This window comes from Pseudomonas sp. MN1F (assembly GCF_009391885.1).
Lineage (GTDB): Bacteria > Pseudomonadota > Gammaproteobacteria > Pseudomonadales > Pseudomonadaceae > Aquipseudomonas.
Window position 1 is genome coordinate 21,515 of sequence record NZ_VZII01000004.1, and the last position, 26,344, is coordinate 47,858.

The 26,344-nt window shown below is 64.2% G+C and carries 25 protein-coding genes; 13 read left to right on the plus strand and 12 right to left on the minus strand.

Features of this window, described 5'->3' with window-relative positions; translation table 11 throughout:
• Positions 1 to 109: 109 nt before the first annotated feature.
• Positions 110 to 2,989 (minus strand): ribonucleoside-diphosphate reductase subunit alpha, encoded by a 2,880-nt coding sequence (locus F6X59_RS01585; protein WP_152954096.1) that lies wholly within the window; start codon positions 2,987 to 2,989, stop codon positions 110 to 112.
• Between the two features lie 658 nt (positions 2,990 to 3,647).
• Between F6X59_RS01585 and F6X59_RS01590 the strand changes: the two genes are divergently transcribed.
• A complete protein-coding gene (locus F6X59_RS01590) occupies positions 3,648 to 4,346 on the plus strand; it encodes a response regulator transcription factor (protein WP_152954097.1) in 699 nt (232 codons plus the stop codon).
• Complete coding sequence (locus F6X59_RS01595) at positions 4,343 to 5,944, plus strand: ATP-binding protein (RefSeq protein ID WP_152954098.1); 1,602 nt, start codon at positions 4,343 to 4,345, stop codon at positions 5,942 to 5,944. Before F6X59_RS01590 ends, F6X59_RS01595 begins: the two co-directional genes overlap by 4 nt.
• A gap of 3 nt (positions 5,945 to 5,947) precedes the next feature.
• Here F6X59_RS01595 and F6X59_RS01600 read toward each other — a convergent pair whose 3' ends face one another.
• Positions 5,948 to 6,649 (minus strand): 4'-phosphopantetheinyl transferase, encoded by a 702-nt coding sequence (locus F6X59_RS01600; protein ID WP_152954099.1) that lies wholly within the window; start codon positions 6,647 to 6,649, stop codon positions 5,948 to 5,950.
• A gap of 49 nt (positions 6,650 to 6,698) precedes the next feature.
• Entirely contained in the window at positions 6,699 to 7,493 is a 795-nt protein-coding gene (locus F6X59_RS01605) for a dienelactone hydrolase family protein (RefSeq protein WP_152954100.1), read from the minus strand.
• A 128-nt stretch (positions 7,494 to 7,621) separates the two neighbouring features.
• On the opposite strand from F6X59_RS01605, the gene F6X59_RS01610 reads away from it, so the two are divergent.
• From F6X59_RS01610 to F6X59_RS01625, 4 genes are all read left to right on the plus strand, one after another.
• Positions 7,622 to 8,227 (plus strand): outer membrane protein, encoded by a 606-nt coding sequence (locus F6X59_RS01610; RefSeq protein WP_152954101.1) that lies wholly within the window; start codon positions 7,622 to 7,624, stop codon positions 8,225 to 8,227.
• Positions 8,228 to 8,312: 85 nt separating this feature from the next.
• Positions 8,313 to 8,990: a response regulator gene (locus tag F6X59_RS01615; RefSeq protein ID WP_152954102.1), complete on the plus strand. Its 678-nt coding sequence runs from the start codon at positions 8,313 to 8,315 to the stop codon at positions 8,988 to 8,990.
• Entirely contained in the window at positions 8,987 to 10,333 is a 1,347-nt protein-coding gene (locus F6X59_RS01620; RefSeq protein ID WP_152954103.1) for an ATP-binding protein, read from the plus strand. The genes F6X59_RS01615 and F6X59_RS01620 overlap by 4 nt, the downstream gene beginning before the upstream one ends.
• Before the next feature lie 295 nt (positions 10,334 to 10,628).
• Positions 10,629 to 11,951: a dicarboxylate/amino acid:cation symporter gene (locus tag F6X59_RS01625; RefSeq protein WP_152954104.1), complete on the plus strand. Its 1,323-nt coding sequence runs from the start codon at positions 10,629 to 10,631 to the stop codon at positions 11,949 to 11,951.
• Between the two features lie 53 nt (positions 11,952 to 12,004).
• Here the strand turns inward: F6X59_RS01625 and F6X59_RS01630 are convergent, their stop codons facing one another.
• Both F6X59_RS01630 and F6X59_RS01635 read right to left on the minus strand, forming a co-directional pair.
• Positions 12,005 to 12,499 carry a SprT family zinc-dependent metalloprotease gene (locus tag F6X59_RS01630; protein ID WP_152954105.1) on the minus strand — a complete coding sequence of 165 codons (495 nt, stop codon included), beginning with the start codon at positions 12,497 to 12,499 and terminating at the stop codon, positions 12,005 to 12,007.
• A 140-nt stretch (positions 12,500 to 12,639) separates the two neighbouring features.
• Complete coding sequence (locus F6X59_RS01635; protein WP_054885573.1) at positions 12,640 to 13,239, minus strand: Yip1 family protein; 600 nt, start codon at positions 13,237 to 13,239, stop codon at positions 12,640 to 12,642.
• 263 nt (positions 13,240 to 13,502) lie between these two features.
• Between F6X59_RS01635 and ttcA the strand changes: the two genes are divergently transcribed.
• Positions 13,503 to 14,327 (plus strand): tRNA 2-thiocytidine(32) synthetase TtcA, encoded by an 825-nt coding sequence (gene ttcA, locus F6X59_RS01640; RefSeq protein ID WP_027918067.1) that lies wholly within the window; start codon positions 13,503 to 13,505, stop codon positions 14,325 to 14,327.
• A 4-nt stretch (positions 14,328 to 14,331) separates the two neighbouring features.
• Positions 14,332 to 15,003 carry a DNA-3-methyladenine glycosylase I gene (locus F6X59_RS01645; RefSeq protein ID WP_152954106.1) on the plus strand — a complete coding sequence of 224 codons (672 nt, stop codon included), beginning with the start codon at positions 14,332 to 14,334 and terminating at the stop codon, positions 15,001 to 15,003.
• 33 nt (positions 15,004 to 15,036) lie between these two features.
• Here F6X59_RS01645 and F6X59_RS01650 read toward each other — a convergent pair whose 3' ends face one another.
• The 3 genes from F6X59_RS01650 to arsC are packed head-to-tail and all read right to left on the minus strand — an operon-like array spanning position 15,037 to position 16,398.
• Entirely contained in the window at positions 15,037 to 15,450 is a 414-nt protein-coding gene (locus F6X59_RS01650; protein ID WP_110638818.1) for a DUF2069 domain-containing protein, read from the minus strand.
• On the minus strand, positions 15,443 to 16,048 hold the full coding sequence (gene wrbA / locus F6X59_RS01655) for an NAD(P)H:quinone oxidoreductase (protein ID WP_016501124.1): 606 nt from the start codon (positions 16,046 to 16,048) through the stop codon (positions 15,443 to 15,445). The genes F6X59_RS01650 and wrbA overlap by 8 nt, the downstream gene beginning before the upstream one ends.
• Positions 16,045 to 16,398: an arsenate reductase (glutaredoxin) gene (gene arsC / locus F6X59_RS01660; RefSeq protein ID WP_110638817.1), complete on the minus strand. Its 354-nt coding sequence runs from the start codon at positions 16,396 to 16,398 to the stop codon at positions 16,045 to 16,047. Before arsC ends, wrbA begins: the two co-directional genes overlap by 4 nt.
• A gap of 85 nt (positions 16,399 to 16,483) precedes the next feature.
• On the opposite strand from arsC, the gene F6X59_RS01665 reads away from it, so the two are divergent.
• A complete protein-coding gene (locus F6X59_RS01665) occupies positions 16,484 to 16,948 on the plus strand; it encodes a TlpA disulfide reductase family protein (RefSeq protein ID WP_152954107.1) in 465 nt (154 codons plus the stop codon).
• A 36-nt stretch (positions 16,949 to 16,984) separates the two neighbouring features.
• Here the strand turns inward: F6X59_RS01665 and F6X59_RS01670 are convergent, their stop codons facing one another.
• The 4 genes from F6X59_RS01670 to F6X59_RS01685 form a co-directional block, all read right to left on the minus strand.
• A complete protein-coding gene (locus F6X59_RS01670) occupies positions 16,985 to 17,389 on the minus strand; it encodes an META domain-containing protein (RefSeq protein WP_346653357.1) in 405 nt (134 codons plus the stop codon).
• Positions 17,386 to 17,823, minus strand: coding sequence for a hypothetical protein (locus F6X59_RS01675; RefSeq protein WP_152954108.1), 438 nt, complete (start codon positions 17,821 to 17,823; stop codon positions 17,386 to 17,388). Before F6X59_RS01675 ends, F6X59_RS01670 begins: the two co-directional genes overlap by 4 nt.
• 31 nt (positions 17,824 to 17,854) lie before the next feature.
• Complete coding sequence (locus tag F6X59_RS01680; protein ID WP_152954109.1) at positions 17,855 to 18,844, minus strand: 2-hydroxyacid dehydrogenase; 990 nt, start codon at positions 18,842 to 18,844, stop codon at positions 17,855 to 17,857.
• 101 nt (positions 18,845 to 18,945) lie between these two features.
• Positions 18,946 to 21,705 carry a response regulator gene (locus tag F6X59_RS01685; protein ID WP_346653360.1) on the minus strand — a complete coding sequence of 920 codons (2,760 nt, stop codon included), beginning with the start codon at positions 21,703 to 21,705 and terminating at the stop codon, positions 18,946 to 18,948.
• A gap of 193 nt (positions 21,706 to 21,898) precedes the next feature.
• Between F6X59_RS01685 and F6X59_RS01690 the strand changes: the two genes are divergently transcribed.
• The 4 genes from F6X59_RS01690 (at position 21,899) to rlmD (ending at position 26,339) form a co-directional block, all read left to right on the plus strand.
• A complete protein-coding gene (locus tag F6X59_RS01690; protein WP_152954110.1) occupies positions 21,899 to 22,615 on the plus strand; it encodes a response regulator transcription factor in 717 nt (238 codons plus the stop codon).
• Positions 22,616 to 22,618: 3 nt separating this feature from the next.
• Positions 22,619 to 23,986 carry a sensor histidine kinase gene (locus tag F6X59_RS01695; RefSeq protein WP_152954111.1) on the plus strand — a complete coding sequence of 456 codons (1,368 nt, stop codon included), beginning with the start codon at positions 22,619 to 22,621 and terminating at the stop codon, positions 23,984 to 23,986.
• A gap of 94 nt (positions 23,987 to 24,080) precedes the next feature.
• Complete coding sequence (gene cysM / locus F6X59_RS01700; RefSeq protein WP_103449500.1) at positions 24,081 to 24,980, plus strand: cysteine synthase CysM; 900 nt, start codon at positions 24,081 to 24,083, stop codon at positions 24,978 to 24,980.
• The gene (gene rlmD / locus F6X59_RS01705) at positions 24,981 to 26,339 is read left to right on the plus strand and encodes a 23S rRNA (uracil(1939)-C(5))-methyltransferase RlmD (RefSeq protein ID WP_152954112.1); all 1,359 of its coding nucleotides are present in this window, start codon (positions 24,981 to 24,983) and stop codon (positions 26,337 to 26,339) included.
• The last annotated feature ends 5 nt before the right edge of the window (positions 26,340 to 26,344 follow it).

Genomic DNA, 26,344 nt, shown 5'->3' on the forward strand with positions numbered 1-26,344 from the left:
GGAGAGGCGGCGGGAATGCCGGCCTCATCGCGGGTGAACCCGCTCGCACAGGGTCCGCAGTGATGCGGAAAACGCGTCGAGGCTTCCCGAAGGAAGCCTCAGCCCGGCCTTACTGGCAGGCTTCGCAATCCGGCTCGTCGATCGCGCAGGCCTTCGGCACTGGCGCGGGGCCCGCTGCCTGGACCGGGGCGCTGTCGCCACCGCTGGAAACGGCGTTGAGCTTGCCGGTGTTGATGGTCGACTTCTCGGTGCTGGTCGCGGCCAGGGCACGGAGGTAGTAGGTGGTCTTCAGACCACGGTACCAGGCCATGCGGTAGGTCACGTCCAGCTTCTTGCCCGAGGCGCCAGCGATGTACAGGTTCAGCGACTGGGCCTGGTCGATCCACTTCTGGCGACGGGAGGCAGCGTCGACGATCCACTTGGTCTCGACTTCGAACGCGGTGGCGTACAGGTCTTTCAGCTCTTGCGGGATACGCTCGATCTGCTGCACCGAACCGTCGTAGTACTTCAGGTCGTTGATCATCACCGAGTCCCACAGGTCGCGGGCCTTCAGGTCGCGAACCAGGTACGGGTTGATCACGGTGAACTCGCCCGACAGGTTCGATTTCACGTACAGGTTCTGGTAGGTCGGCTCGATCGACTGCGACACGCCAGTGATGTTGGCGATGGTCGCGGTTGGCGCGATGGCCATGATGTTCGAGTTACGAATGCCTTTCTGCACGCGGGCACGCACCGGCGCCCAGTCCAGCGACTCTTCCAGGTTGACGTCGATGTACTTCTGGCCACGGGCTTCGATCAGGATCTGTTGCGAGTCCAGCGGCAGGATGCCCTTGGACCACAGCGAACCCTGGAAGGTCTCGTAGGCGCCACGCTCGTCGGCCAGGTCGCAGGACGCCTGGATCGCGTAGTAGCTGACCGCTTCCATCGACTTGTCGGCGAACTCGACGGCAGCGTCGGAGCCGTACGGGATGTGCTGCAGGTACAGCGCGTCCTGGAAGCCCATGATGCCGAGGCCGACCGGGCGGTGCTTGAAGTTCGAGTTACGCGCTTGCGGCACCGAGTAGTAGTTGATGTCGATCACGTTGTCGAGCATGCGCACGGCGGTGTTCACGGTGCGTTGCAGCTTGGCGGTGTCCAGCTTGCCATCGACGATGTGGTTCGGCAGGTTGATCGAGCCCAGGTTGCAGACCGCGATCTCGTCCTTGTTGGTGTTCAGGGTGATCTCGGTGCACAGGTTCGAGCTGTGGACCACGCCCACGTGCTGCTGCGGCGAACGCAGGTTGCACGGGTCCTTGAAGGTCAGCCATGGGTGGCCGGTCTCGAACAGCATCGACAGCATCTTGCGCCACAGGTCTTTGGCCTGGATGGTCTTGAACACCTTGATCTTGTTGTACTCGGTCAGGGCTTCGTAGTACTCGTAGCGCTCTTCGAAGGCCTTGCCGGTCAGGTCGTGCAGATCAGGCACTTCCGATGGCGAGAACAGGGTCCACTTGCCGTCATCGAAGACGCGCTTCATGAACAGGTCAGGGATCCAGTTGGCGGTGTTCATGTCGTGGGTACGACGACGGTCATCACCGGTGTTCTTGCGCAGCTCGATGAATTCTTCGATGTCCAGGTGCCAGGTTTCCAGGTAGGCGCACACGGCGCCTTTGCGCTTGCCACCCTGGTTGACGGCAACGGCGGTGTCGTTGACCACTTTCAGGAACGGCACGACGCCCTGGGATTTGCCGTTGGTGCCCTTGATGTAGGAGCCCAGTGCACGCACAGGGGTCCAGTCGTTGCCCAGGCCACCGGCGAATTTCGACAGCATGGCGTTGTCGTGGATCGCGTGGTAGATGCCCGACAGGTCGTCCGGCACGGTGGTCAGGTAGCAGCTCGACAGCTGCGGGCGCAGGGTGCCGGCGTTGAACAGGGTCGGGGTCGAAGCCATGTAGTCGAACGACGAGAGCAGGTTGTAGAACTCGATCGCGCGGGCTTCTTTGTCTTTCTCTTCCAGCGCCAGGCCCATGGCCACGCGCATGAAGAACACCTGCGGCAGCTCGAAGCGCACGCCATCCTTGTGGATGAAGTAGCGGTCGTACAGGGTCTGCAGGCCCAGGTAGGTGAACTGCTGGTCGCGCTCGTGGTTGATCGCCTTGCCCAGTTTTTCCAGGTCGAAGTCGGCCAGTGCCGGGTTCAGCAGCTCGAACTCGATACCTTTGGCGACATAGGCCGGCAGGGCCTTGGCGTATAGGTCGGCCATCTCGTGGTGGGTGGCGCTGTCGGCCACTTCGAGGAAGCCCAGGCCTTCGGCGCGCAGGGTGTCCATCAGCAGGCGGGCGGTGACGAACGAGTAGTTCGGCTCACGCTCGACCAGGGTACGGGCGGTCATCACCAGGGCGGTGTTGACGTCCTTGATGGCCACGCCGTCGTACAGGTTCTTCAGGGTTTCGCGCTGGATCAGGTCGCCATCGACTTCGGCCAGGCCTTCGCAGGCTTCGCTGATGATGGTGTTCAGGCGCGCCATGTCCAGCGGCGCCAGGCTGCCGTCGGCCAGGGTGATGCGGATGCTTGGGTGCGGCTCGACCACGGACTCGGCGTTGCTGCGGGTCGCGCGCTCCTTGGCGCGCTGGTCGCGGTAGATCACGTAGTCACGGGCGACTTTCTGCTCGCCGGCACGCATCAGGGCCAGTTCGACCTGGTCCTGGATTTCTTCGATGTGGATGGTGCCACCCGATGGCATGCGACGCTTGAACGTGGCGGTGACCTGCTCGGTCAGGCGTGCAACGGTGTCGTGGATGCGCGACGAGGCAGCGGCGGTGCCGCCTTCAACTGCGAGGAACGCCTTGGTGATGGCCACGGTGATCTTGTCGTCGGTGTAGGGGACGACAGTGCCGTTGCGCTTGATCACGCGCAGTTGGCCCGGAGCGGTGGCGGCCAGATCCTGGTTGGAATCGGCGGCCTGCGGCGCCAAAGCCTGCGGGTTCTCGCGAGTCGTGTCGGTTTGCATGGGTGGGTGTCTCCACAGTTTCAATAGTGTTCAGGCGCCTTCTGGGCGCCCACCGTTCCGTCCACTTGCTCGATGGCCTTGGCGAGGATGCGTCATGCGCGCGCATCCACCCGCTCGGGCGTACCGACTTCGGGACAGATCAGGAAATGGGGGCAAGAACCTTGCCGCTCCCTGGCCGAAGTCAAATGCTCTGGGTTGAGCCAGAGCAGGCTGTTCAGTATCCGCTAGGAGCGGTTGGATCGTTGAAACCACGACGAGTTCTGCCAGAAAAATCGCTTGAATTTTTCTGCTGACTCATGCTTGGCGTGGGTGACTGAAACCCAACATCTAGTGGTTTGCTGCGCTGGGGATACAAGATAATGCGGTACAGGGGTCTTTGCAAGGCGATCGGCTGTGGATAACTTGTGCGTACTTTGTGAGTGAATAGTGGGTAATCGCTGTAGGCCTAGTGCCAAGTGGTGTTCACTATTTTTCTCTTGCTCGCTGCCCCCAGGCAGAATTTTGCGGGGGCGAACCCTACCACAAAAAACGGTTCAGTCGAGGTTACCGCCGGGCAGCTTGGCAGTGCCGGCGGGCGGCACGTAGTATCCGGGGGTGATGTTGCCTTTTGGTTAAAGGCGGGTACCGACATAAAAACAACAATACAAAGGCAGGGGCCATGGACCAACCCAGCAATCGCATCCTCATCGTCGAAGACGACCAGCGCCTGGCCGAGCTCACCGCCGAATACCTGCAGGCCAACGGCTACGAGGTCACCGTGGAGGGCGATGGCGCCCGTGCCGCTCGCCGCATCATCGACAGTCAGCCGGACCTGGTGATCCTCGACCTGATGCTGCCCGGCGAAGACGGCCTGAGCATCTGCCGCCGCGTGCGCGGCCAATATCCCGGCCCGATTCTGATGCTGACGGCCCGTAGCGACGAGCTCGATCAGGTCCAGGGCCTGGACCTGGGCGCAGACGACTATGTGTGCAAACCGGTGCGCCCGCGGTTGCTGCTGGCGCGGATTCAGGCCCTGCTGCGGCGCAGCGAAAGCACGGACAACAAGCGCCACGACCTGGCCTTCGGCCCGCTGCGCATCGACAACCGCCTGCGCGAAGCCTGGCTCGACGCGCAGCAGATCGACCTCACCGGTGCTGAATTCGACCTGCTCTGGCTGCTGGCCAGCAACGCCGGGCGGGTGCTGTCGCGCGAGCAGATCTTCACCGCCTTGCGCGGGGTCGGCTACGACGGCCAGGACCGCTCCATCGACGTGCGCATTTCCAGGATCCGCCCCAAGATCGGCGACGACCCGATCCACCCGCGGCTGATCAAGACACTGCGCAGCAAGGGTTACCTGTTCGTTGGCGATGCCCCATGAACCGCTCGATCTTCCTGCGCATCTACGGCGGCATGCTCGCTGTGCTGGTGCTGGTGGCGCTGCTTGGCGCGCTCAGCCTGCACCTGGTCAACGAAGTGCGCGCGGCCCAGCACCGCGAGCGGCTGGCCCAGGGCACGTTCAGCCTGATGGCCGACAACCTGGCGCAGCAGAACGAGACCGAGCGCAAGCGCTCGTTGCTGATGTGGGAGCGCTTGCTGGGCGTGCCGCTGGAGCTGCAGCCGATGTCGGCGCGCACACTCGATGGCGGCCAGCGCGCCCGCCTGTACCGTGGCCTGGTGGTGGTGGAGAAGACCGGGCCGCACGCCGCCCAGGTGCTGCGCAAGGTCGGCCAGGAAGACCTGTTGCTGGTGGCCCAGGTCAAGCAGGTCAGCGAGCAGTTGGCACGTGCCACGCTTTATCTGCTGGCCGATGAACTGGTGCGCTACCCGGTGACCGAGCAGCAGCAGCGCCTGGCAGACATCACCCAGAGCAAGGGCTTCGGTTTCGGCGTCGCCTTGCAGCGCATCGAGCGGGTCGGCCTGGACGATGACCAGCGGCGCCGGGTGGAGGAGGGGGATACGGTGATGGCGCTGGGGCGCGATGGTGATTCGATCCGTGTGTTCGCCGGCCTGCCAGGCTCGCCGCTGGTGCTGGAGATCGGCCCGCTGTATCAGCTCAACCCTTATCCGCCGCAGTTGCTGATCCTGATTGCCTTCCTCGGCCTGTGCCTGATCGGCCTGGTGGTGTACCTGCTGGTGCGCCAGCTGGAACGGCGCGTGTCGGGCATGGAAATCGCCGCCACGCGCATCGCCCAGGGCAGCCTCGACACCCGCGTGCCGGCCGGTGATGCCGATTCGGTGGGGCGCCTGGCTGCGGCCTTCAATGGCATGGCCGAGCACCTGCAGCGCTCGCTTAACATGCAGCGCGAGCTGGTGCGTGCGGTGTCCCACGAACTGCGCACCCCCGTGGCACGCCTGCGCTTTGGCCTGGAGATGATCGAAAGCGCGACCACCGAGCAGGCCCGCGCCAAGCACCTGGCCGGCATGGATGGCGATATCCAGGACCTGGACAAGCTGGTCGACGAGATGCTGACCTACGCACGCCTGGAGCAGGGCGCCCCGGCGCTGAAGTTCCAGCGTATCGAACTGGATGCCTTGCTCGACCGGGTGATCGAAGAGTTGGCGCCGCTCAACAGCAAGGTGCGCTTGCTGCGTGGGGCGTGCCAGGCCAGCGACGGCTGCTGGGTCGAGGCCGAACCGCGTTACCTGCATCGTGCGCTGCAGAACCTGGTGAGCAATGCCCTGCGCCATGCCGGCAGTGAGGTGCGCCTGAGCTACCAACTGGGCCAGCAGCGTTGCCGCATCGATGTGGAAGACGATGGCCCGGGCATCCCCGAAGGCGTCTGGGATCGCATCTTCACCCCCTTCACCCGGCTCGACGACAGCCGCACCCGTGCTTCCGGCGGGCATGGCCTGGGGCTGTCGATCGTGCGGCGGATCATCTACTGGCACGCTGGCCGCGCCACGGTGGGGCGCAGCGAGGCGCTGGGCGGGGCTTGCTTCAGCCTCAACTGGCCGCGTGAGCAAGCGCCGCAGTAAGGCTCAGACGCTGATCAGGCTGAGCAGGTGGCCGTCCTGCAGGCCGAACTGGCCTTCGACTTCGGCGCCTTGGCGCCATTCGGGTGACAGGTCGGTGAGCAGGCGCAGGCGGGCCAGGCCTGCGGCAGACCACTCCAGCACTTCGGCATGCTCGAAATAGAAGCGCTGTCGGGTCAGGGGGTAAAGCGCCTTGAACAGGCTTTCCTTGAGCGAGAAGGTCAGAGTAACCGTCAGGCCCAGCTGGCCACGGTCCAGGCGCTCGCGTTCGGCTGGCGTCAGGATCTCGCCCATCAATCGCTCGGCACGCGCGTCATCCAGCAGCGCTTCCTGGTCCAGGCCCAGGCTGCGGCAGGCACCATCGGCAGCGACCACCGCAGCGGCCCAGCCTTTGCCATGGGTGATCGAGCCGTGGATGCCGGTGGGCCAGATCGGCGAGCGGTCCTCATGGGTGCCGGGCACGTAGTCGCGGCCATCCAGGCGCTGCAGCGCGGCGCGGGCGCAAACGCGGCCGGCCAGGTACTCGGCCTGGCGCTTGGCCACCGAACGTTGCAGGCTGGCGCTGGGCACGATGCCGGCGCGCTGGAAGTCATCGGCGGCCAGGTGGGCGGGGTCGAAGGCGCAGCTGACCAGCACCGCACCGGGCAGCGGGCAGGGCAGGGGCCAGTGATGCTGGAGCGGGGCGCAGCAGGCGGGGAGTGTGTTCATGGCGACCATTGTGCCAGCCATGAGCCCTGCGAAGCAGCCCCAGCGATCTCTACTTGAATACTTGCTTGAAAAACGCCTGCATGTCCGCCCAGGAGCTCTTGTCCGCCGCCTCGTTGTAACCAATGTCCGGACCACCGTGGTCGCCATGGCTCAGCCGGTCCGCATCCGGGTTGGTAAACCCATGCTTGGCGCCCGGAATGCTGACGAACTGGTAGTTGACCTTGGCCGCGTCCATCTCCTTCTTGAAGGCATCCACCTGCTGCGGGGTGACCATGCTGTCGTCCGCCCCGTGTTCGACCAGCAGGTAGGCCCGCACCACACCAGGCTGGGTGACCGGTGTCTGGGTGGCCAGTGCGCCGTGGAAGCTCACTACGGCATCCAGCCTCGCACCCCTGCGTGCGGCATCAAGCACCACCTTGCCGCCGAAGCAGTAACCCACCGCACCGAGTTTGCGCTTGTCGGTGTTAGGCTGTTTTTTCAACAGTTCCAGCCCGGCGTCGAAGCGCTGTGCTGCCGCTTTCGGGTCCTTCATTGCCTCGGCCATGAACGCCTGGGCGTCCTGTGGGTGCTCGGTGTGCTTGCCGTCGCCATACATGTCGATGGCCAGTGCGTTGTAGCCCAGTGCAGCGAGGTCGCGGGCACGGCGTTTGGCATAGTCGTTCAGCCCCCACCATTCGTGCACCACCAGCACGCCTGGGCGCTTGCCATCCACGGCGTCGTTGTAGGCGTAGTAGCCAATCAGTGCCGTGCCGTCGTCGGCCTGGTATCGGATCTCGCGGGTTTTCACATCCGCTTGGGTGAGGGCGGCGCTGCACATCAGTATCAGGGCCAGCAGGACGCGCATGTTACTACTCCTTGTTTGGCAGGTAGATCGTTCAGCCGCGGTTCAGCCTGGGTTCAGCCGCGGTTCAGTGCACCCTGCTTACTCTAGCTTCCAGAGCGCAACAGCGCATTCATCTGGAGTACCGTGCTATGAAAACCTTCAATTCCCTGCTCGCCGCCATGGCCGTCTGCGCCGCTGGCATCACCAGCGCCCAGGCTGCGGAAGTAAACTTCGCCAGCCTGACCTATGGCCAGACCAGCGACAAGGTACGCAAGTCCGGGCTGCTGCAGAGCAACACCGACCACCTCAACGCCGACGGCATCATCGCCAAGGACGCTACCTGGGGCGTGCGCCTGGGCAAGATCAATGATCAGGCTCGCTACTACATGACCTACGACAACGTTTCCGGCGACCACAGCGGCTACAAGCTGCGCCAGGAAAACCTGCTCGGCAGCTACGACCTGCTCCTGCCGGTAGGGGACACCACCAAGCTGTTCGGCGGTGGCAGCCTGGGCATGACCAAGCTGACCCAGGATTCGCCAGGGGCCAGCCGTGATACCGGCTACGGTTATGCAGTGGGCTTGCAGGCCGGTGTTATCCAGGAGATTACCGACAATGCTTCGATGGAGTTGGGGTACCGCTACCTGCGCACCAATGCCGACACTGAGGTAGGTGCCAGTGGCGGGCCGAAGGAGGGCACCTTGCGCCTGACCAGCAGTGCACAAACCTACCTGGCGGCAACCTACAAGTTCTGACCGGCGAGCCAGGTTATCCTGTACCGGCCTCTTCGCGGGTTTACCCGCGAGCCGGTACAGGCAATACATTAAAGAGGAGCCCTGAATGAAACTGCTGGTGGTCGAGGACGAAGCCCTGCTGCGGCACCACCTCCATACACGCCTGGGTGAAAGCGGCCATGTGGTCGAAGCCGTGGCCGATGCCGAAGAGGCGCTGTACCAGGCCGAACACTTCCATTTCGACCTGGCCATCGTCGACCTGGGCCTGCCTGGCATCAGCGGTCTCGAGCTGATCGGCCGCCTGCGCAGCCAGGGCAAGACCTTCCCCATCCTCATTCTCACCGCCCGTGGCAACTGGCAGGACAAGGTCGAAGGCCTGGCTACCGGTGCCGACGACTATCTGGTCAAGCCGTTCCAGTTCGAGGAGCTCGAAGCGCGCCTGAACGCCTTGCTGCGCCGTTCCAGCGGTTTCACCCAGTCGACCATCGCCGCCGGCCCCCTGGTGCTGGACCTCAACCGCAAGCAGGCAACCCTGGATGAGCAGCCGCTGGCGTTGACGGCCTACGAGTACCGCATCCTCGAGTACCTCATGCGTCATCACCAGCAGGTGGTGGCCAAGGACCGCCTGATGGAGCAGCTCTATCCCGGCGACGAGGAGCGCGACCCTAACGTCATCGAGGTGCTGGTCGGCCGCCTGCGCCGCAAACTCGAGGGCGAGAACGGTTTCAAGCCGATCGACACGGTGCGCGGCCTCGGCTACCTGTTTACCGAGCGCTGCCGATGATCCGTTCGCTGCGGGTGCGGCTGATGCTCGCGGCGGCAGTGCTGGCACTGCTGTTCATGCTGGGCTTGCTGCCGGCCTTGCAGAAGGCCTTCAGCCTGGCCCTGAAGGAATCGATCGAGCAGCGCCTGGCCTCGGACGTGACCACGCTGATATCCGCTGCGCGCATCGAGCACGGCCAGCTGCAGATGCCCGAGCTGTTGCCGGACGAACGTTACAACCTGCCGTACACCGGCTTGCTGGGATATATCTTCGACCGTGACGGCAACCTGGTGTGGCGCTCGCGCGCCACCGCCGACCGGCACATCAATTACCGCCCGCGCTACGACGGGCGCGGCAACGAGTTCGCCCGCATCCACCAGGCGGATGGCGAAGAGTTCTTCGTCTATGACGTCGAGATCAAGCTGCTCGGTGGCCAGAGCGCGGCCTACAGTATCGTGGCGCTGCAGCCGGTGAGTGAATACAAGGCCACGCTCGATGGCCTGCGCGAAAAGCTCTACCTGGGCTTTGGCGCGGCCCTGCTGGCCTTGCTGGCGCTGCTCTGGGCCGGCCTGACCTGGGGGTTGCGCTCGTTGCGCCGGTTGAGCCTTGAGCTGGATGAGGTGGAGTCTGGCGCGCGGGATGGGCTCAGTGGCGAGCACCCGCGCGAACTGCTGCGCCTGACCCGTTCGCTGAACCGTCTGTTGAGTAGCGAGCGCGAACAGCGCACTCGCTACCGCGACTCCCTGGGCGATCTGGCGCACAGCCTGAAGACCCCGTTGGCGGTGTTGCAGGGCGTGGGCGAGAGCATGCAGCAGCGGGCTAGCGAGCGCGAACAGGCACGGGTGCTGCAGAGCCAGATCGAACGCATGAGCCAGCAGATCGATTACCAGCTGCAGCGCGCCAGCCTGCGCAAGAGCGGCCTGGTACGCCACCGCGTGCGGTTGCTGCCGGTGCTGGAGAGCTTGTGCAGCACCCTGGCCAAGGTCTATCGCGACAAGCGGGTGGAGGTCCAGCTGGATGTGCCTGCGCAGGCACATGTGCCGATGGAGCAGGGAGCGTTGCTGGAACTGCTGGGCAATCTGCTGGAAAACGCCTACCGGCTGAGCCTGGGGCACGTGCGGGTGAGCCTGCAGGAGGCGCCCGGCACGCTGACGCTGTGCATCGAGGACGACGGCCCCGGGGTACCGGCTGACCAGCGTGAGCGGATTCTCGAACGCGGCGAACGGCTGGACCGGCAGCACCCCGGCCAGGGCATTGGCCTGGCGGTGGTCAAGGACATCGTCGACAGCTATGACGCCGAACTGACCCTTGATGAATCCGCGTTGGGCGGAGCCGCCTTCTGCATCACCCTGCACCTTGATTGATCCGCTGCTCGGGCGGATTCCCGCCATATCCCTTGTACATTTCCCGCCACCGGGCGGAAATCCGCCACCTTTGCTCAGAAAAATCGCCCCGTCGTTGGGCATTTACAGCCCGTAAATACTGCCTCTGCACCCAGGATGGGCATTTTGGCATCGCCCTTGCTATCTCACTTGGCAGAGGCCTGCCCAGGCAGCTCGAACACAACGACAAATCCCTCCGGGTGCAGGAGGGTTAGCGATTCAGGTGCCCACACACCCTGGGAAGGGTGGAGCCGGCACACTTGAGGAAAAATGAGCCATGACGACACGTCAGCCGCTGTACAAATCCCTGTATGTCCAGGTGTTGGTCGCCATCACCATCGGCATCCTGCTCGGCCACTTCTACCCCGAAACCGGCGTCGCCCTTAAGCCTTTGGGTGATGGTTTCGTCAAACTGATCAAGATGGTCATCGCGCCCATCATCTTCTGTACCGTGGTCAGCGGCATCGCCGGCATGCAGAGCATGAAGTCGGTCGGCAAGACCGGCGGCTACGCGCTGCTGTACTTTGAAATCGTCTCCACCGTCGCTCTGATCATCGGCCTCGTGGTCGTCAACGTGGTCCAGCCTGGCGCTGGCATGCACATCGACGTCAGCACCCTGAACGCCAGCAGCGTGGCTGCCTACGCCGCCGCCGGCGCGCAGCAGACCACCGTCGGCTTCCTGCTCAACATCATCCCCAACACCGTGGTGGGTGCCTTCGCCAACGGCGACATCCTGCAAGTGCTGATGTTCTCGGTGATCTTCGGCTTCGCCCTGCACCGCCTGGGCAGCTATGGCAAGCCGGTGCTGGACCTGATCGACCGCTTCGCCCACGTGATGTTCAACATCATCAACATGATCATGAAGCTGGCCCCGGTCGGTGCCTTCGGCGCCATGGCCTTCACCATCGGCCAGTACGGCGTGGGTTCGCTGGTGCAGCTGGGCTACCTGATGGCGTGCTTCTACATCACCTGCCTGCTGTTCGTGCTGGTGGTACTGGGCGGTATCTGCCGCGCCCACGGCTTCAGTGTCCTCAAGCTGATCCGCTACATCCGTGAAGAGCTGATGATCGTGCTGGGCACTTCGTCCTCGGAATCGGCCCTGCCACGCATGCTGGCCAAGATGGAGCGCCTGGGTGCCAAGAAGTCGGTCGTCGGCCTGGTGATCCCGACCGGCTACTCGTTCAACCTCGACGGTACCTCGATCTACCTGACCATGGCTGCGGTGTTCATCGCCCAGGCCACTGACACCCACATGGACATCACCCACCAGATCACCCTGCTGCTGGTGCTGCTGGTGGCTTCCAAAGGTGCTGCCGGCGTGACCGGTTCGGGCTTCATCGTGCTGGCAGCCACCCTGTCGGCCGTTGGCCACCTGCCGGTTGCCGGCCTGGCGCTGATCCTCGGCATCGACCGCTTCATGTCCGAAGCCCGCGCACTGACCAACCTGGTCGGCAACGCCGTGGCCACCGTGGTCGTGGCCAAGTGGGTGAAAGAGATGGACGACGACAAGCTGGCCTCCGAGCTGGCTTCCGGTGGCGCGCCGCTGGAATTGTCGGTACCTACCGATGACCTGGGCGTTGCTGAAACCCCGGTTCGTTGATCCTGATGCGGTAAAAAAGAAGGCGACCCTCGGGTCGCCTTTCTTGTGCCTGGCTATTCGACGCGGGTTTCGCCGCTGTACACCAGAATCTCCCGGCAGCGCCGGCACAGATAGCGCCGCCCCTGGCGCACCAGCTTGTGCCGCTGCGCGGTAAACGGGAAATCAGCCTCCGGGCACGGGCAGCGGTAGATGTAGCGGGTCACCACGCGCCGTTGCACTGCATAGTTGTGGCAACGATTCGGCGGCAGTTCATAGACCCCGCGCATGATCAGCTGCCATTCCTCACCGTGGGCCTGGATGCGGTCGCCAAACAATTGGTGGGCCACCAGGTGTGCCACTTCATGGGCCACGGTCTGGCGCAAAAAGTCTTCCTGGTTCTCGCGATACAGTTGCAGGTTGAAGCGCAGCAGGTTCTCGTGCAGGTGGGCGACGCCGGCTTTCTGGCCGCGCAGCTTGAAGCTGACTTCCGGGCGCGGGAAGGGGCGTTTGAAGAAGGCTTCGGCTTGCTGGTAACAGGTTTCGACGCGTTGTTTGAGCAGCTCGGGCATGGCGGGGTGGTTCTCCTGACCGGGCATTATGCCGCATGCCTGTCGCGGTTGCCGAGCCACCGGTCAGCAGGCATCCGCACAAAGACAAAGGCCGCCTTGCGGCGGCCTCTGCTTGATGCCCTATGTTGGCTGGATCTGATCTAGTTGGTGTACACGGGCCCCACGCCCAAACCCCAGATGATCACGGTTGCAGCCATGATCGCCACCAGCACCACGAGGCCCACTGCCAGCACGGAGCTTGAGAACAGGAAGCCTTCATCTGACGGTATGTTCATGAACGTCGGCAAGCCGACATACAGCAGGTACACGGTGTAGCAAATGGCAGCGGTCCCCACCAGCATGCCCAGCCACAGGTGCGGATACAGCGCCGCCAGGCCACCGAGGAACAGCGGGGTGGCGGTGTAGGTGGCAAAGGCGATGCATTGCGCCATGGACGGGTTGGCGTCGTAGGTGCGGGCCATCCAGTGAATGAATGCGCCCATCACCGCAACCCCGGCGAGCATCGCCACGTAGGACATGATGCTCATCCATATTGCGCTATCCATGGTCAGCATCACTGCCGGCCGGCCGCCGATCACCCAACCCACCTGGGTTGTGCCGATAAAGGCCGAAATGGCGGGAATCGCCGCCAGGATGAGGGTATGAGTAAGGTACATGTGGCTGATGCTTTCTTCTTCGCCACGAATCTCCCGCCATTCCTGGTCGGGATGGGTAAACAGCCCCACAACGTGATGAATCATGCCGGTCACTCCTCTCAATATTGCCAATCGCCCCCCACATGGAGCGCAAGCGGCCCGAGGCCAGGACACCGAAGCAGAACGGTAATGTGGCCTTATGTCGCAGTATAGGAAGCCAATCCCCGCACAAACCCGGCTTTTTAGAGCAAATTGCGCTGTCAGGGCCGTTGTTGATTACCTTGAAGTCTTTATCGGAATCCCTACAGGTGCGCGTGGTTTGTGCGTAAAATAGCCGGCTTTTGTCACACCTCGCGGATCCAAGCGCTATGGGCACCCTCTCGGTCAACCAGAACAAACTGCAAAAACGCCTGCGTCGTCTCGCCGGCGAAGCCATCACCGACTACAACATGATCGAAGATGGCGACAAGGTCATGGTCTGCCTGTCTGGCGGCAAGGACAGCTACACCATGCTCGACGTTCTGTTGCACCTGCAGAAGGTGGCACCGATCAAGTTCGAGATCGTCGCGGTGAACATGGACCAGAAGCAGCCGGGCTTCCCCGAGCATGTGCTGCCGGCCTACCTCAAGGAACTGGGCGTCGAGTACCACATCGTCGAGAAGGACACCTACTCGGTGGTCAAGGAGCTGGTCCCCGAGGGCAAGACCACCTGCTCGCTGTGCTCGCGCCTGCGCCGCGGTACCCTGTACACCTTCGCCGATGAAATCGGTGCGACCAAGATGGCCCTGGGGCACCACCGCGACGACATCGTCGAAACCTTCTTCCTCAACATGTTCTTCAACGGCGCGCTCAAGGGCATGCCGCCCAAGCTGCGTGCCGACGACGGCCGCAACGTGGTGATCCGCCCGCTGGCCTACTGCAGCGAGAAGGACATCCAGGCCTACTCGGACATGAAGGAATTCCCGATCATCCCGTGCAACCTCTGCGGCTCGCAGGAGAACCTGCAGCGCCAGGTGGTCAAGGACATGCTGGTGGAGTGGGAGCGCAAGCACCCGGGCCGCACCGAGAGCATCTTCCGCGCCATGCAGAACGTGGCGCCGTCGCAGCTGGCCGACCGCAACCTGTTCGACTTCACCAGCCTGAAGATCGACGAGAACGCCACCCCGCGCTTCCTCGACGTGGTGAACATCTGAGGCCATGCGCGATTACCAGTGGCTGCATGCGTATTGCCTGAACCGCTTCGGCTCGGCCCAGGCACTGGAAGCCTTCCTGCCACAGCCGCGCACGCCGGCGCAGCTGCGCGATATCGCTGACGACCGCTACCTGTCGACCCTGGCCCTGCGCGTGTTTCGCGCCGGGCTCAAGCACAGCCTGGTCGATGCCAAGTGGCCAGCGTTCGAGCAGGTGTTCTTTGGTTTCGACCCGGAGAAGGTGGTGCTGATGGGCGCCGAGCACCTGGAGCGGTTGATGCACGACGAGCGTATCATCCGCCACCTGGGCAAGCTCAAGAGCGTGCCGCGCAATGCGCAGATGATCCTCGATGTGGCGAAGGAGAAGGGCAGTTTCGGTGCGTTCATCGCCGACTGGCCGGTGACCGATATCGTCGGGCTGTGGAAGTACCTGGCCAAGCACGGCAACCAGTTGGGCGGGCTGTCGGCGCCGCGCTTCCTGCGCATGGTCGGCAAGGACACCTTCATCCCCACCGAAGACATGGCGGCGGCGTTGATCGCGCAGAAGGTGATCGACAAGCAGCCGACCAGCCAGCGCGACTTGGCGCTGGTGCAGCAAGCGTTCAATCAATGGCACGCAGAGAGCGGGCGGCCGCTGTGCCAGTTGTCGGTGATGCTGGCGCATACCGTTAACCATTGAGTCCTTGGGGCCGCAAAGCGGCCCCCCCTGCATTCAACTGCCTTCGCCCGCCATGCGCCGCTCGAACTGAAACTTCCAGCGCACATACAAAAGCCCGGCAATGAACAATCCCAGGCTCACCAGCACTTCAACCCAGCCAAACACCGCACGTGCCGGGTCGAACGCTGCCAGCACGCCCTTGATGAAGTAGATATTCACCACGAAGCAGGTCCAGGCATGCGCCCGGGCACTGCCCATCAGCATGCCCGGCAGCAGCAACAGCAGCGGCACCAGTTCGATCGCCAGGATCACCTCGACCCGCGCCCCATGCAGGTTGGCGAACCACAGGTTGTTCACCACCAGCAGCGCGATCAGGCCGAAGAAGAACGCCAGGCTCAACGCCCGCGTCAGGCGCAGGCGCGGCGCCAGCCATTCGAGTGGCGGCAACACCTTGGGCTTTTTAGCCACGCGCGGCCTCCAGGGCCTTGGCGGTGGTCGCCAGGCGTTGGCCAAGGGCGCGACACAAGGCGATCTCATGCTGGTCCAGCTCACGCTTGCCATCGGCGCCGGCATGGTGGCTGGCGCCATAAGGCGTGCCGCCGCCACGGGTCTCCAGCAGCGCCGACTCGCTGTACGGCAGGCCCATCACCAGCATGCCGTGGTGCATCAGTGGCAGCATCATCGACAGCAGGGTGGTTTCCTGGCCGCCGTGCAGGCTGGCGGTGGAGGTGAACACGCCAGCCGGTTTGCCGACCAGTTCGCCACCCAGCCACAAGCTGCTGGTGCCATCGAGGAAGTACTTCAGCGGTGCGGCCATGTTGCCGAAGCGGGTCGGGCTGCCCAGCACCAGACCGGCGCAGTGGCGCAGGTCGTCGAGGGTGGCGTACAGCGCGCCGCTGGCCGGGATGTCCGGGGCCACCGCTTCGCACTCGGTGGAAATCGCCGGCACCGTGCGCAGGCGTGCTTCCATGCCGGCCAGTTCGATGCCACGGGCGATGTGCCGGGCCATTTCGCTGGTCGAACCGTGGCGGCTGTAATACAGCACCAGGATATACGGCGCACTCACGGCAGGATCTCCAGCACCTTCTCCGGCGGGCGGCCGATCACGGCCTTGTCACCGGCGATCAGGATCGGGCGTTCGATCAGCTTGGGGTTGTTTACCATGGCGTCGATCAACTGCGCGTCGCTCAGTGCCGGGTTTGCCAGGTCGAGGGATTTGTATTCGTCTTCACCGGTGCGCAGCAACTGGCGTGGGGCGATGCCCAGCTTGCCGAGCAGGGCCTTGAGGGTTGCGGCGTCGGGCGGGGTTTCCAGATAGCGCACGATGGTCGGTGCCAGGCCGCGTTGTTCAAGCAGTTCCAGCGCGCCGCGGGATTTCGAGCAGCGCGGGTTATGATAGAGCGTCAAGTCAGTCATGTCGGGTCGCATCCAGCTGGGTGTGGCGGCTATTCTAACCGCAGCGACTGACCTATTTGCTTGAAACTTCGAGAAGGATTGACCCATGGCAAGGCGTCTGGCAGCAGTACTGGCCATCACCGCGAGCCTTTTGCTCGGTGGTTGCGGTGCCGATTACGGCGTGGACCAAGATGGCAAGACGGTAAAGGCGGAACAGATCGACGGGCACTGGGTAGTGCTCAATTACTGGGCCGAATGGTGTGGCCCGTGCCGTACCGAGGTACCTGAGCTGAACCAGGCGGCCAAGCAGTGGGCGGACGATGGCATCAAGGTGGTCGGGGTGAACTTCGATGGCCTGCAGGGCCCGGAGCTGAAGCAGGCAGCGCAGGCCCTGGGCATCGGCTTCACGGTGCTGGCGCAGGACCCGGCCGAGCGTTATGACCTGCCCCGCAGCGAGGCGCTGCCGGTGACCTACATCATCGATGACAAGGGCAAGGTGCGTGAGCAACTGATGGGCGAGCAGACCCTGGAAGGGTTGCAGGCCAAGATCAAGGCCCTGAAAGGCGCCTGATGCAATTGGGGTCGCTGCGTGCGGCCCCAAGGATCTTCAGCCTTCTTCAGGCCAGAAGCGCAGCGGCTTGCCTTCGGCCGGCCAGAAGCGCATCTGTTCGATGGGCGACACATCCCAACGCTGAACCGTCTCCAACGCCTGCAGGAAGCGCTTTTCCTGCTCCATCAACGCCGGGGCACACAGTTTGCGGGTTTTGCCGACCTTGCCGAAGCTCAGGTGCTCACCGTCCAGAGTGTACGGCGCAAACCAGTGGTTGCAGCCAGCATTGCCATAGGCGCGGCCATCACTGGCCAGGGTCAGGGTCAGGTGGCTGTAGTCAATCAGCGGACGTTCGCCGATCCACTCCAGCACGTAGCTGCGTTCCTGCTGCAGCTTCGAAGGTTCGGCGGCGCAGCCGAGCAGGCCGGTGGCAATCAGCACGCCGGTCAGCAGATTCTTCACTCGGCGCTCTCCTGGCAACGCGGGCACAGGTGCTTGTGGCCACGGCTGGCCCAGCCCAGTTCGGCGATACGGGCGCTGGCAGCCGGCTGGCGGGCCGCTTTGCCGAGTTTGGCGTCGACGGCGAACTCGAAGTCCAGCACCGCGTCGCAGCTGTCGCACTCGACCTTCCAGGTGAGAATTTCCAGCTCGTTGAACACCGGGCCACTGGCCACGGCAACCCACTGGCCGCGTGGGTTGATCAGGTGGCGCACGCTGTCCACGGTCAGGCGCATGGCCAGGTCCTTGCTGCCCTTGAGGGTCACGATCAGGACGTCGCCCTTGTGCATCGAGCCACCGTTGCCGGTCACCTGGTAACGGCCCGGAACCAGGGCGCGACACTCGATCAGGGTGTGTTGCGGGTTGAAAAGGGTGTAGCGGAAATCGTGCTCGACCATGGGTCCTCCAGAAATGCCGCGTATCCTAGCATCAACCGCTGACCAGATTCTGCGGATTACCCGCCGCCCAGCGGATGATGTTGTCCAGGGTGGTGGCGGCGATCGCGTCCAGTGCTTCGCGGGTCAGGAATGCCTGGTGTGCGGTGATGATCACGTTGGGGAAGGTCAGCAGCCGTGCCAGCACATCATCCTGCAGCGGGAGGTCAGAGCGGTCCTCGAAGAACAGCTGGGCTTCCTCTTCGTAGACGTCCAGGCCCAGGTAGCCGAGCTGGCCGCTTTTCAGGGCGTCGATCAGTGCCGGTGTGTCGACCAGCGCGCCACGGCCGGTATTGATCAGCATCGCGCCTGGCTGCAACTGGTTCAGGCTTTGCGCATTGATCAGGTGCCGGGTGTGCTCGGTCAGCGGGCAGTGCAGGCTGATGATCCGCGCCTCGCGCAGCAGGTCGGGCAACGCCATGTAGCGCGCGCCAAGGGCCTGCAGTTCCGGGTTGGGGTAGGGGTCGTAGGCCAGCAGCTGGCAGCCGAAACCGGCCATGATCCGGGCGAAGGCGGCGCCGATCTGGCCAGTGCCGACCACGCCGACGGTCTTGCCATGCAGGTCGAAGCCGGTCAGCCCGTGCAGGGTGAAGTCACCTTCGCGGGTGCGGTTGTAGGCCCGGTGCAGGCGGCGGTTGAGCGCCAGGATCAGGGCTACGGCGTGCTCGGCCACGGCATGTGGCGAGTAGGCCGGCACGCGTACCACCGCAAGGCCAAGGCGCTGCGCGGTGGCCAGGTCGACATGGTTGTAGCCCGCCGAGCGCAGGGCGATCAGGCGCGTGCCGCCAGCGGCCAGGCGTTGCAGCACCTGGGCGTCGAGCTCGTCGTTGATGAAGGCGCAGACGACCTCGTAGCCGTGGGCCAGAGGGGCAGTGTCGAGGGTCAGGCGGGTGGGCTGGTAGTGCAGGTCCAGGGTGCTGTCGCTGGCGGCCCGGGTGAAGCTTTCCTGGTCGTAGTGCTGGCTGCTGAACAACAGAACGCGCATGGTGAGAGTCCTTTGCAGTGCATGTCTTGGGTTGTGTGGTGCCATTGAGACCGAGCGCCGCGCGGGCGGCGCTCGATCTCACGGGCGCCGAAAAAATCCAGTCAAGCGCTCAGCCGCGCCTGCGCCGCCAACCGATTGATCGCCGCATCCAGCTCATCCAGCGCCTGCTGTGCCTGCGGGCTGTCCTGCTTGAGCAGTGTCTCGCTGCGCTGACACGCCGCACGCAACTGCGGCACACCACAATAACGCGAGGCACCATTGAGCCGGTGCACCTGCTCGATCAGCGTCGCGCGGTCATCGGCCTCGCAGGCGCTGCGAATTGCCTGGCGGTCGCTTTCCAGCGACGCCAGCAGCATGGCCAGCATGTCAGCCGCGAGGTCCGGCTTGCCGGCGGCCAGGCGCAAACCTTCGTCCGGGTCCAACACGGGCAGCTCATGGCTGTCGCCATGCGGCTCGCTGGCAGGCTCCAGTGGCGACGTGCCCAGGCTCAGCCCGGTCCACTTCATCACTACCTGGGCCAACTGCCGTTCGCTGATCGGCTTGGTCAGGTAATCGTCCATGCCACTGTGCAACAGGGCGCGCTTCTCATTGGCCATGGCATGGGCAGTCAGGGCGACGATCGGCAGCGGGCTGCCACTCTGGGTCTTTTCCCACAGGCGGATCTGCTCGGTGCAGGCGCGGCCGTCCATGCCGGGCATCTGCACGTCCATCAGCACCAGGTCGAAGGGCTCGGCCTGTACCGCCTGCACGGCGGCATGGCCGTTGTCGACCGCCAGCACTTCGGCGCCCAGGTCTTCGAGCAACGTCTGCACCAGCAGCAGGTTGGCGGCATTGTCGTCGACGCACAGGATCTTCGCCCGGCGCTGGCTACTGCCAGACAACCCCGGTTCGGCCTGCGGCCGTCGCGGTTGCACCAGTTCCAGCAACAGGCGGCGCAACTTGCGTGTGCAGGTCGGCTTGGACAGCAACTGCCCATGGCCGTTGGGCAGGTAGGGGTGGTACATCGCCTGTTCGGTGGTTGGGCACAGCACCACGCACTGGCAGTGCAGGCGCTCCAGTTGCTGGTTGTACTGGCCGAGCTGTTCCGGTGAAAGCGTACCGAGGTTGGCGCCGAGCACCGCGAACTCGAATGGCATGCCGGCCTGGAAGCCCGCTTGCACGCCGTGCAGCAACTGGTCATAGGAAGCGAACAGGCTGACGCTCAGGCCGCAATCCTCAAGCTGGTGCTCCAGAGCCTGGCGCGCCAGCTCATGGCTGTCGACGATGGCCACCCTGCGGCCCAGCAACGGTTGCAGCGGCTGCTCCTCGATGTCGTCGTGTGCCTTGGGCAGGCTCAGGCTGATCCAGAACTGCGAGCCTTCGCCCGGTGTGCTGTCGACGCCGATCTCGCCGCCCATCTGCTCGATCAGGCGCTTGGAAATCACCAGCCCCAGGCCGGTGCCGCCGGGTTGGCGGGCCAGCGAGTTGTCGGCCTGGCTGAAAGCCTGGAACAGCGTGCGCACGTCCTGTGGTGACAAGCCGATGCCGGTGTCCTGCACGCTGATGCGCAGCTGGGCACTGTCTTCGTGTTCGTCATCGAGCATCGCCCGCACGACAATGGTGCCTTCGCGGGTGAACTTGATCGCGTTGCTCACCAGGTTGGTGAGGATCTGTTTCAGCCGCAACGGGTCGCCGATCAGCGAAGTTGGCGTATCGCGGTAGATCAGGCTGAGCAGCTCGAGCTGCTTGGCATGGGCGGCGGGGGCGAGGATGGTCAAGGTGTCCTGGACCAGGTCGCGCAAATTGAACGGGACGCTGTCGAGCACCAGCTTGCCGGCCTCGATCTTGGAGAAGTCGAGGATCTCGTTGATGATCCCCAGCAGGTTGTCGGCGGACTTCTCGATGGTGCTCAGGTAGTCCAGCTGCCGCGGGGTCATCTCGCTCTTCTGCAGCAGGTGGGTGAAGCCCAGGATGCCATTGAGCGGGGTGCGGATTTCGTGGCTCATGTTGGCCAGGAATTCCGACTTGATGCGGCTGGCCTCCAGGGCCTCCTTGCGCGCCATGTCCAGCTCGATGTTCTGGATCTCGATGGTTTCCAGATTCTGGCGCACGTCCTCGGTGGCCTGGTCGATGCTGTGCTGCAGTTCCTCATGAGCACCGTGCAGGGTCTCGGCCATGCGGTTGATGCCGCGAGCCAGTTCGTCCAGTTCATGGCTGCCCATGGCCGGCAGGCGTTCGTCGAGGTGGCCGTCCTTGAGCTGGTTGACCGTATGCTTGATGCGTGCGATCGGGTCATTGATGGTACGGCTCATGCGCATCGCCAGCAGCACACTGAGGGCCAGGCAGGCGAGGATCAGCAGCACGCTGGTGAACAGGTTGCGGTAGCCGCGCAGCAACGTGCCGTCGTGGGACAGTTCGATCTCGACCCAGCCGAGCAGGCGCTCGGTTTCGGCCGGTACGGCATCGGTGGCCAGGTCGCGGTGGTGGCCGAACACCGGCATCAGGTAACGGGTAGCGTCGTTGCCGGTGCGCTGCAGCAACTGCGTGCCGGTGCCGCCGCTGGGCGCCTGGTTGATCATGCTTGGCCCGGCATGGGCCAGGCGGCTGCGGTCGGGGGCGAGGAAGGCCACGGCGCGCACGTCGGCCTGCTCCAGGGTCTGCGCGGCGATGCGCTCCAGCTGGGCAGGCGCCAGGCGTGCCAGGGCCGGTGCGGCCAGCGGTGCCAGCTGCTCGGCGAGCATCTTGCCGCGCTGCAGCAGCTGGGTGCGCAACTGGTCTTGCTGCAGCCAGGTGAAATAGCTGCCCAGCACCAGTGCCATCAGGCTGGCTGGCAACAATGCCAGCAGCAGCACCCGGCTTCTGATTCCCAAACGATCGAGCACACTCGCCTCCTGTGATGTGCCTGGATGCCGTCGACGCTGCGACGGAACAATGCGGAAAGTTACTCCGCTGGCAGCGCTAATGCACCCTTTGAATGTCATTTCGTTGCCTGGCCAAGGCGTTGGTCGCAGGGCAGTTGCCTGGAAGGAGAGCTTGCACAATAATCGCGTAATTGAGAATGGATGGCAGTTGCCAATGAATCCTGTAACTAATTGCGCGTCCCGCATCCTGGCGATCGAGGACGATCCTGTCCTGGGTGCGTACCTGCACGAAGAGCTTCAGCGCGGCGGCTTCCAGGTCACCTGGTGCCGCAATGGCCTGGATGGCCTGGAGGCGGCCGGTCGGCAAACCTTCGATGTGGTGCTGATGGACATCCTGCTGCCAGGCCTCAATGGCCTGGATGCCCTGGCCCGGTTGCGCCAGCGCAGCGCCACGCCGGTGATCCTGATGTCGGCGCTGGGCGCCGAGGCCGACCGCATCAGCGGCTTCCAGCGTGGTGCCGACGACTACCTGCCCAAGCCCTTCAGCATGGCCGAGCTGCAGGTGCGGATCGAGGCGATCTTGCGCCGGGTTGCCCTTGAGCGGCGTCATCAGCCTCCGCTGGAGGTTGCCGGAAGCGCGATGTACTTCGACGAAGGCCTGTGCGATGTCAGCCTGGGCGGTCAGCAGGCTGGCATGACGCCGAGCGAATACCGCCTGTTCGACATCCTTCACCGCAATGTCGATGAAGTGCTGAGCAAGCCCTTCCTTTATCAGCAGGTGCTGCAGCGCGGCTACTCGCGGCACGACCGCAGCCTGGACATGCACGTCAGCCAGATCCGCCGCAAGCTCAAAGGTATCGGCTACCACGAGCGGCAGATCCGCACCGTGTGGGGCAAGGGCTACATGCTCAGTGCCGGCGAGGTGGAGTAAGCCATGCTCGATCGCCATTCGCTGTTCTGGAAGCTGGCCATCCTGCTGGTGGGTTTCTGCCTGTTGATGATCGGCCTCAGCTACACCTGGGGCCGCCATATGGAAACCCGCAACGCCTTTCTCGACCCGCCGGCCCGCCAGGTGCTGCGCGACTATGCCAGCGACGCCGAAAAGGCCTGGCGCACAGGCGGGCGGGAAGGGCTGGACCGCTGGGTGGCGATGATGCAACAGCGTGAGCATGGCTGGATCGGTGTGCTCGACCTGAATCTGCGGCCACTGGACAGTGCCATGCTCGGCCCTGCGATCATGCAGCGGCTCACTCGCCTGCGAGGTGTCGACTGGCCGATGAGCCGGCGCAGCGTCGACCAGCCTTGGTTGCGCATTCCGTTCCCCGGTGCGCCGCAGCAGGGCATGCTGGTGATCGAGTTGCCGCAGCGCTTCAACCCTGGCCAGTACCGGGTGTTCTGGCAAATCGTCACCAATGGCATCATCCCCGGCCTGTTCACCTTGCTGCTGTGTGTCGGCCTGTACCGCATGCTGATCGTACCGCTCAACCAGCTGCGCGAGCAGGCCAATGCCTGGCGTGCCGACCAGCTTTCGGCACGCCTGGATACACGTACCACGGCCCGCCACGACGAGTTGGGCGAACTGGCCCGGGCTTTCGATCAGATGGCCGAGCGCCTGCAAGGTACCGTGGTGATGCAGCAGCAACTGCTGCGCGACCTGTCACACGAAATGCGCACCCCACTCAGCCGCCTGCGCGTGGCCTGTGATGGCGAGACTGACCTTGCGCGCCTGCGGGAGCGACTTGGGCGTGAAGTGGACGGCATGCAGCAGCTGGTCGAGAACACGTTGCAACTGGCCTGGCAGGATGCCGAACGCGCGCCGATGAACCTTGAGCCGATTCAGGTTCAGGCGCTGTGGGACCTGCTGGCCGAAGACGCCAGCTACGAAAGCGGCTGGTCACCCGCGCGCTTGCGCTGCCAGCTGCCGGGCAATTGCTGGGTGCAGGGTAACCTCAATCACCTGGCCCAGGCCCTGGAGAACATGCTGCGCAATGCCATCCGCCATTCGCCGGAACACGGCCTGGTGCGGTTGGGCGGGCAGCGCGAAGGTGGGTATTGGCATCTGTGGCTGGAAGATGAAGGCGGGGGTGTGGCCGATGAGGATCTGGAGCGCATCTTCGCGCCGTTTTCCCGGCTCGATGGTTCGCGGCCCGGGGATGGCGGTTTTGGCCTGGGGTTGAGCATTGCCCGCAGTGCCATTCAGCGCCAGGGTGGGACCTTGTGGGCGGAGAATGGCAAGGCAGGGCTCAGGCTGTGCATGCGGCTGCCGCTTCATGTACCCGCGAAGCAGGCGACAGCCTTATAGCTTGTGGCTATAGCGACCACAGATTGCGTGATATGGCCGGGAAGGGTTTGCCGGTATGATAGGCACCCCTGCCGTCCGGATTGTGAAATACGCCATGACCTTGCAGTACCCAACCATCGCCGATTGCGTCGGCAATACGCCCCTGGTTCGCCTGCAGCGCATCGCTGGCGAAACCAGCAATACCCTCCTGCTCAAGCTCGAAGGTAACAATCCTGCCGGCTCGGTGAAGGACCGCCCGGCACTGTCGATGATCACACGCGCCGAACTGCGCGGCCAGATCAAGCCAGGCGACACCCTGATCGAAGCCACCTCCGGCAATACCGGCATCGCCCTGGCGATGGCGGCGGCGATCAAGGGTTACAAGATGATCCTGATCATGCCCGACAACTCCACCGCCGAACGCAAGGCAGCCATGACTGCCTATGGCGCCGAGCTGATCCTGGTGACCAAGGAAGAGGGCATGGAAGGCGCCCGCGACCTCGCCGAGAAGTTGCAGGCCGAAGGCCGCGGCCTGGTCCTTGACCAGTTCGCCAACGGTGATAACCCGATCGCCCATTACACCAGCACCGGCCCGGAGATCTGGCAGCAGACCCAGGGCACCATCACCCATTTCGTCAGCTCCATGGGTACCACCGGTACCATCATGGGGTGCTCGCAGTACCTCAAGGAACAGAACCCCAACGTGCAGATCGTCGGCCTGCAGCCGATGGAAGGCTCGGCCATCCCGGGTATCCGCCGCTGGCCCGAGGAGTACCTGCCAAAGATCTTCGATGCCACCCGCGTCGACCGCGTGATGGACATGTCCCAGCAGGAGGCCGAGGACACCACTCGCCGCCTCGCGCGCGAAGAGGGCATTTTCTGCGGCGTGTCTTCCGGTGGTGCGGTGGCAGCCATGCTGCGCCTGTCCCGCGAAGTGGAAAACGCCGTGATGGTCGCGATCATCTGTGACCGCGGCGACCGTTACCTGTCCACCGGCCTGTTCGACCCGAGCTAAATGTCCAAGAAAAAAAGCAACAGCGGCCTGCGCTTCCAGCCGGCCGGCGGCAACCGCACGCCCCAGGTCCCCGTGGGCAAGAAGCAGCGCCTGGATATCGAGCGCCTGGCCGGTGACGGCCGCGGCATCGCCTTCCTTGAAGGGCGCACCTGGTTCGTCAGTGGCGCCCTGGCCGGTGAAACGGTCGAGGCGCGGGTGCTCAATGCCCGCGGCAAGGTCGTGGAGGCGCGCCTGGAGCGCGTGCTGCAAGCCAGCCCCGAGCGCCGTCAGGCACCTTGCCGTCACTACGAGCGTTGCGGCGGCTGCAACCTGCAACACCTGCCCCACGAAGCCCAGCTGGCGCTTAAGCAGCGTACCCTGGCGGAGCAGCTGCAACGGGTGGCCGGCGTGCAGCCCGAAGAATGGGCCGCACCCCTGAGCGGGCCGGAATTCGGCTACCGGCGCCGGGCGCGGGTGGCGGTGCGCTGGGACGTGAAGGCAAAGCAGCTGGATGTCGGCTTCCGTGCCGAGGCCAGTCAGGAAATTGTCTCGATTGATGATTGCGCCGTGCTGGTACAGCCTTTGCAATCTATTCTTCGCCACTTGCCGAGCGTGTTGCGCTCGCTGGGCAAGCCACAGGCGATCGGCCATGTGGAGTTGTTCAGCGGTACCGCCGAAGCCGTGCTGGTGCGCCATGTGGCACCGTTGCCAGCGGACGACCTGGCACGCTTGCAGGCGTTCTGTGACGTGGCCAAGGCGCAGCTCTGGCTGCAGGGTGAAGGTGAGCCGGCACCCGTGGACGCCGAGGCGAAACTGGGTTTTGCCCTGGAGCCTTGGCAGCTGGAACTGGCCTGGCGCCCGGGCGATTTCGTCCAGGTCAATGCCCAGGTCAACACGGCGATGATCGAGCAGGCCCTGGCCTGGCTCGCACCGCAAGCTGACGAGCGTGTGCTGGACCTGTTCTGCGGCCTCGGCAACTTCGCCCTGCCGCTGGCGCGCCAGGCACGTGAAGTGGTGGCGGTGGAAGGTGTACAGGCCATGGTCGATCGGGCCGCGGCCAATGCCCGGAACAACGATGTGCATAACGCCGCGTTTTTTCAGGCCGATTTATCGCAGCCTTTGGCAGGTGCCGGATGGGCCGCCGAAGGCTTTTCTGCGGTACTCTTGGATCCACCGCGCGACGGTGCATACGAGGTGGTGCAAGGCATCGCCCGTCTCAACGCCAAGCGCTTGGTGTATGTATCGTGCAACCCGGCCACGCTGGCGCGAGACGCCCAGGTGCTGGTCGGCCAGGGGTACCGGTTAAAAAGGGCCGGGATTCTCGACATGTTTCCTCAGACGGCGCATGTCGAAGCCATGGCGTTATTCGAAGCGGGCTAGCGAAC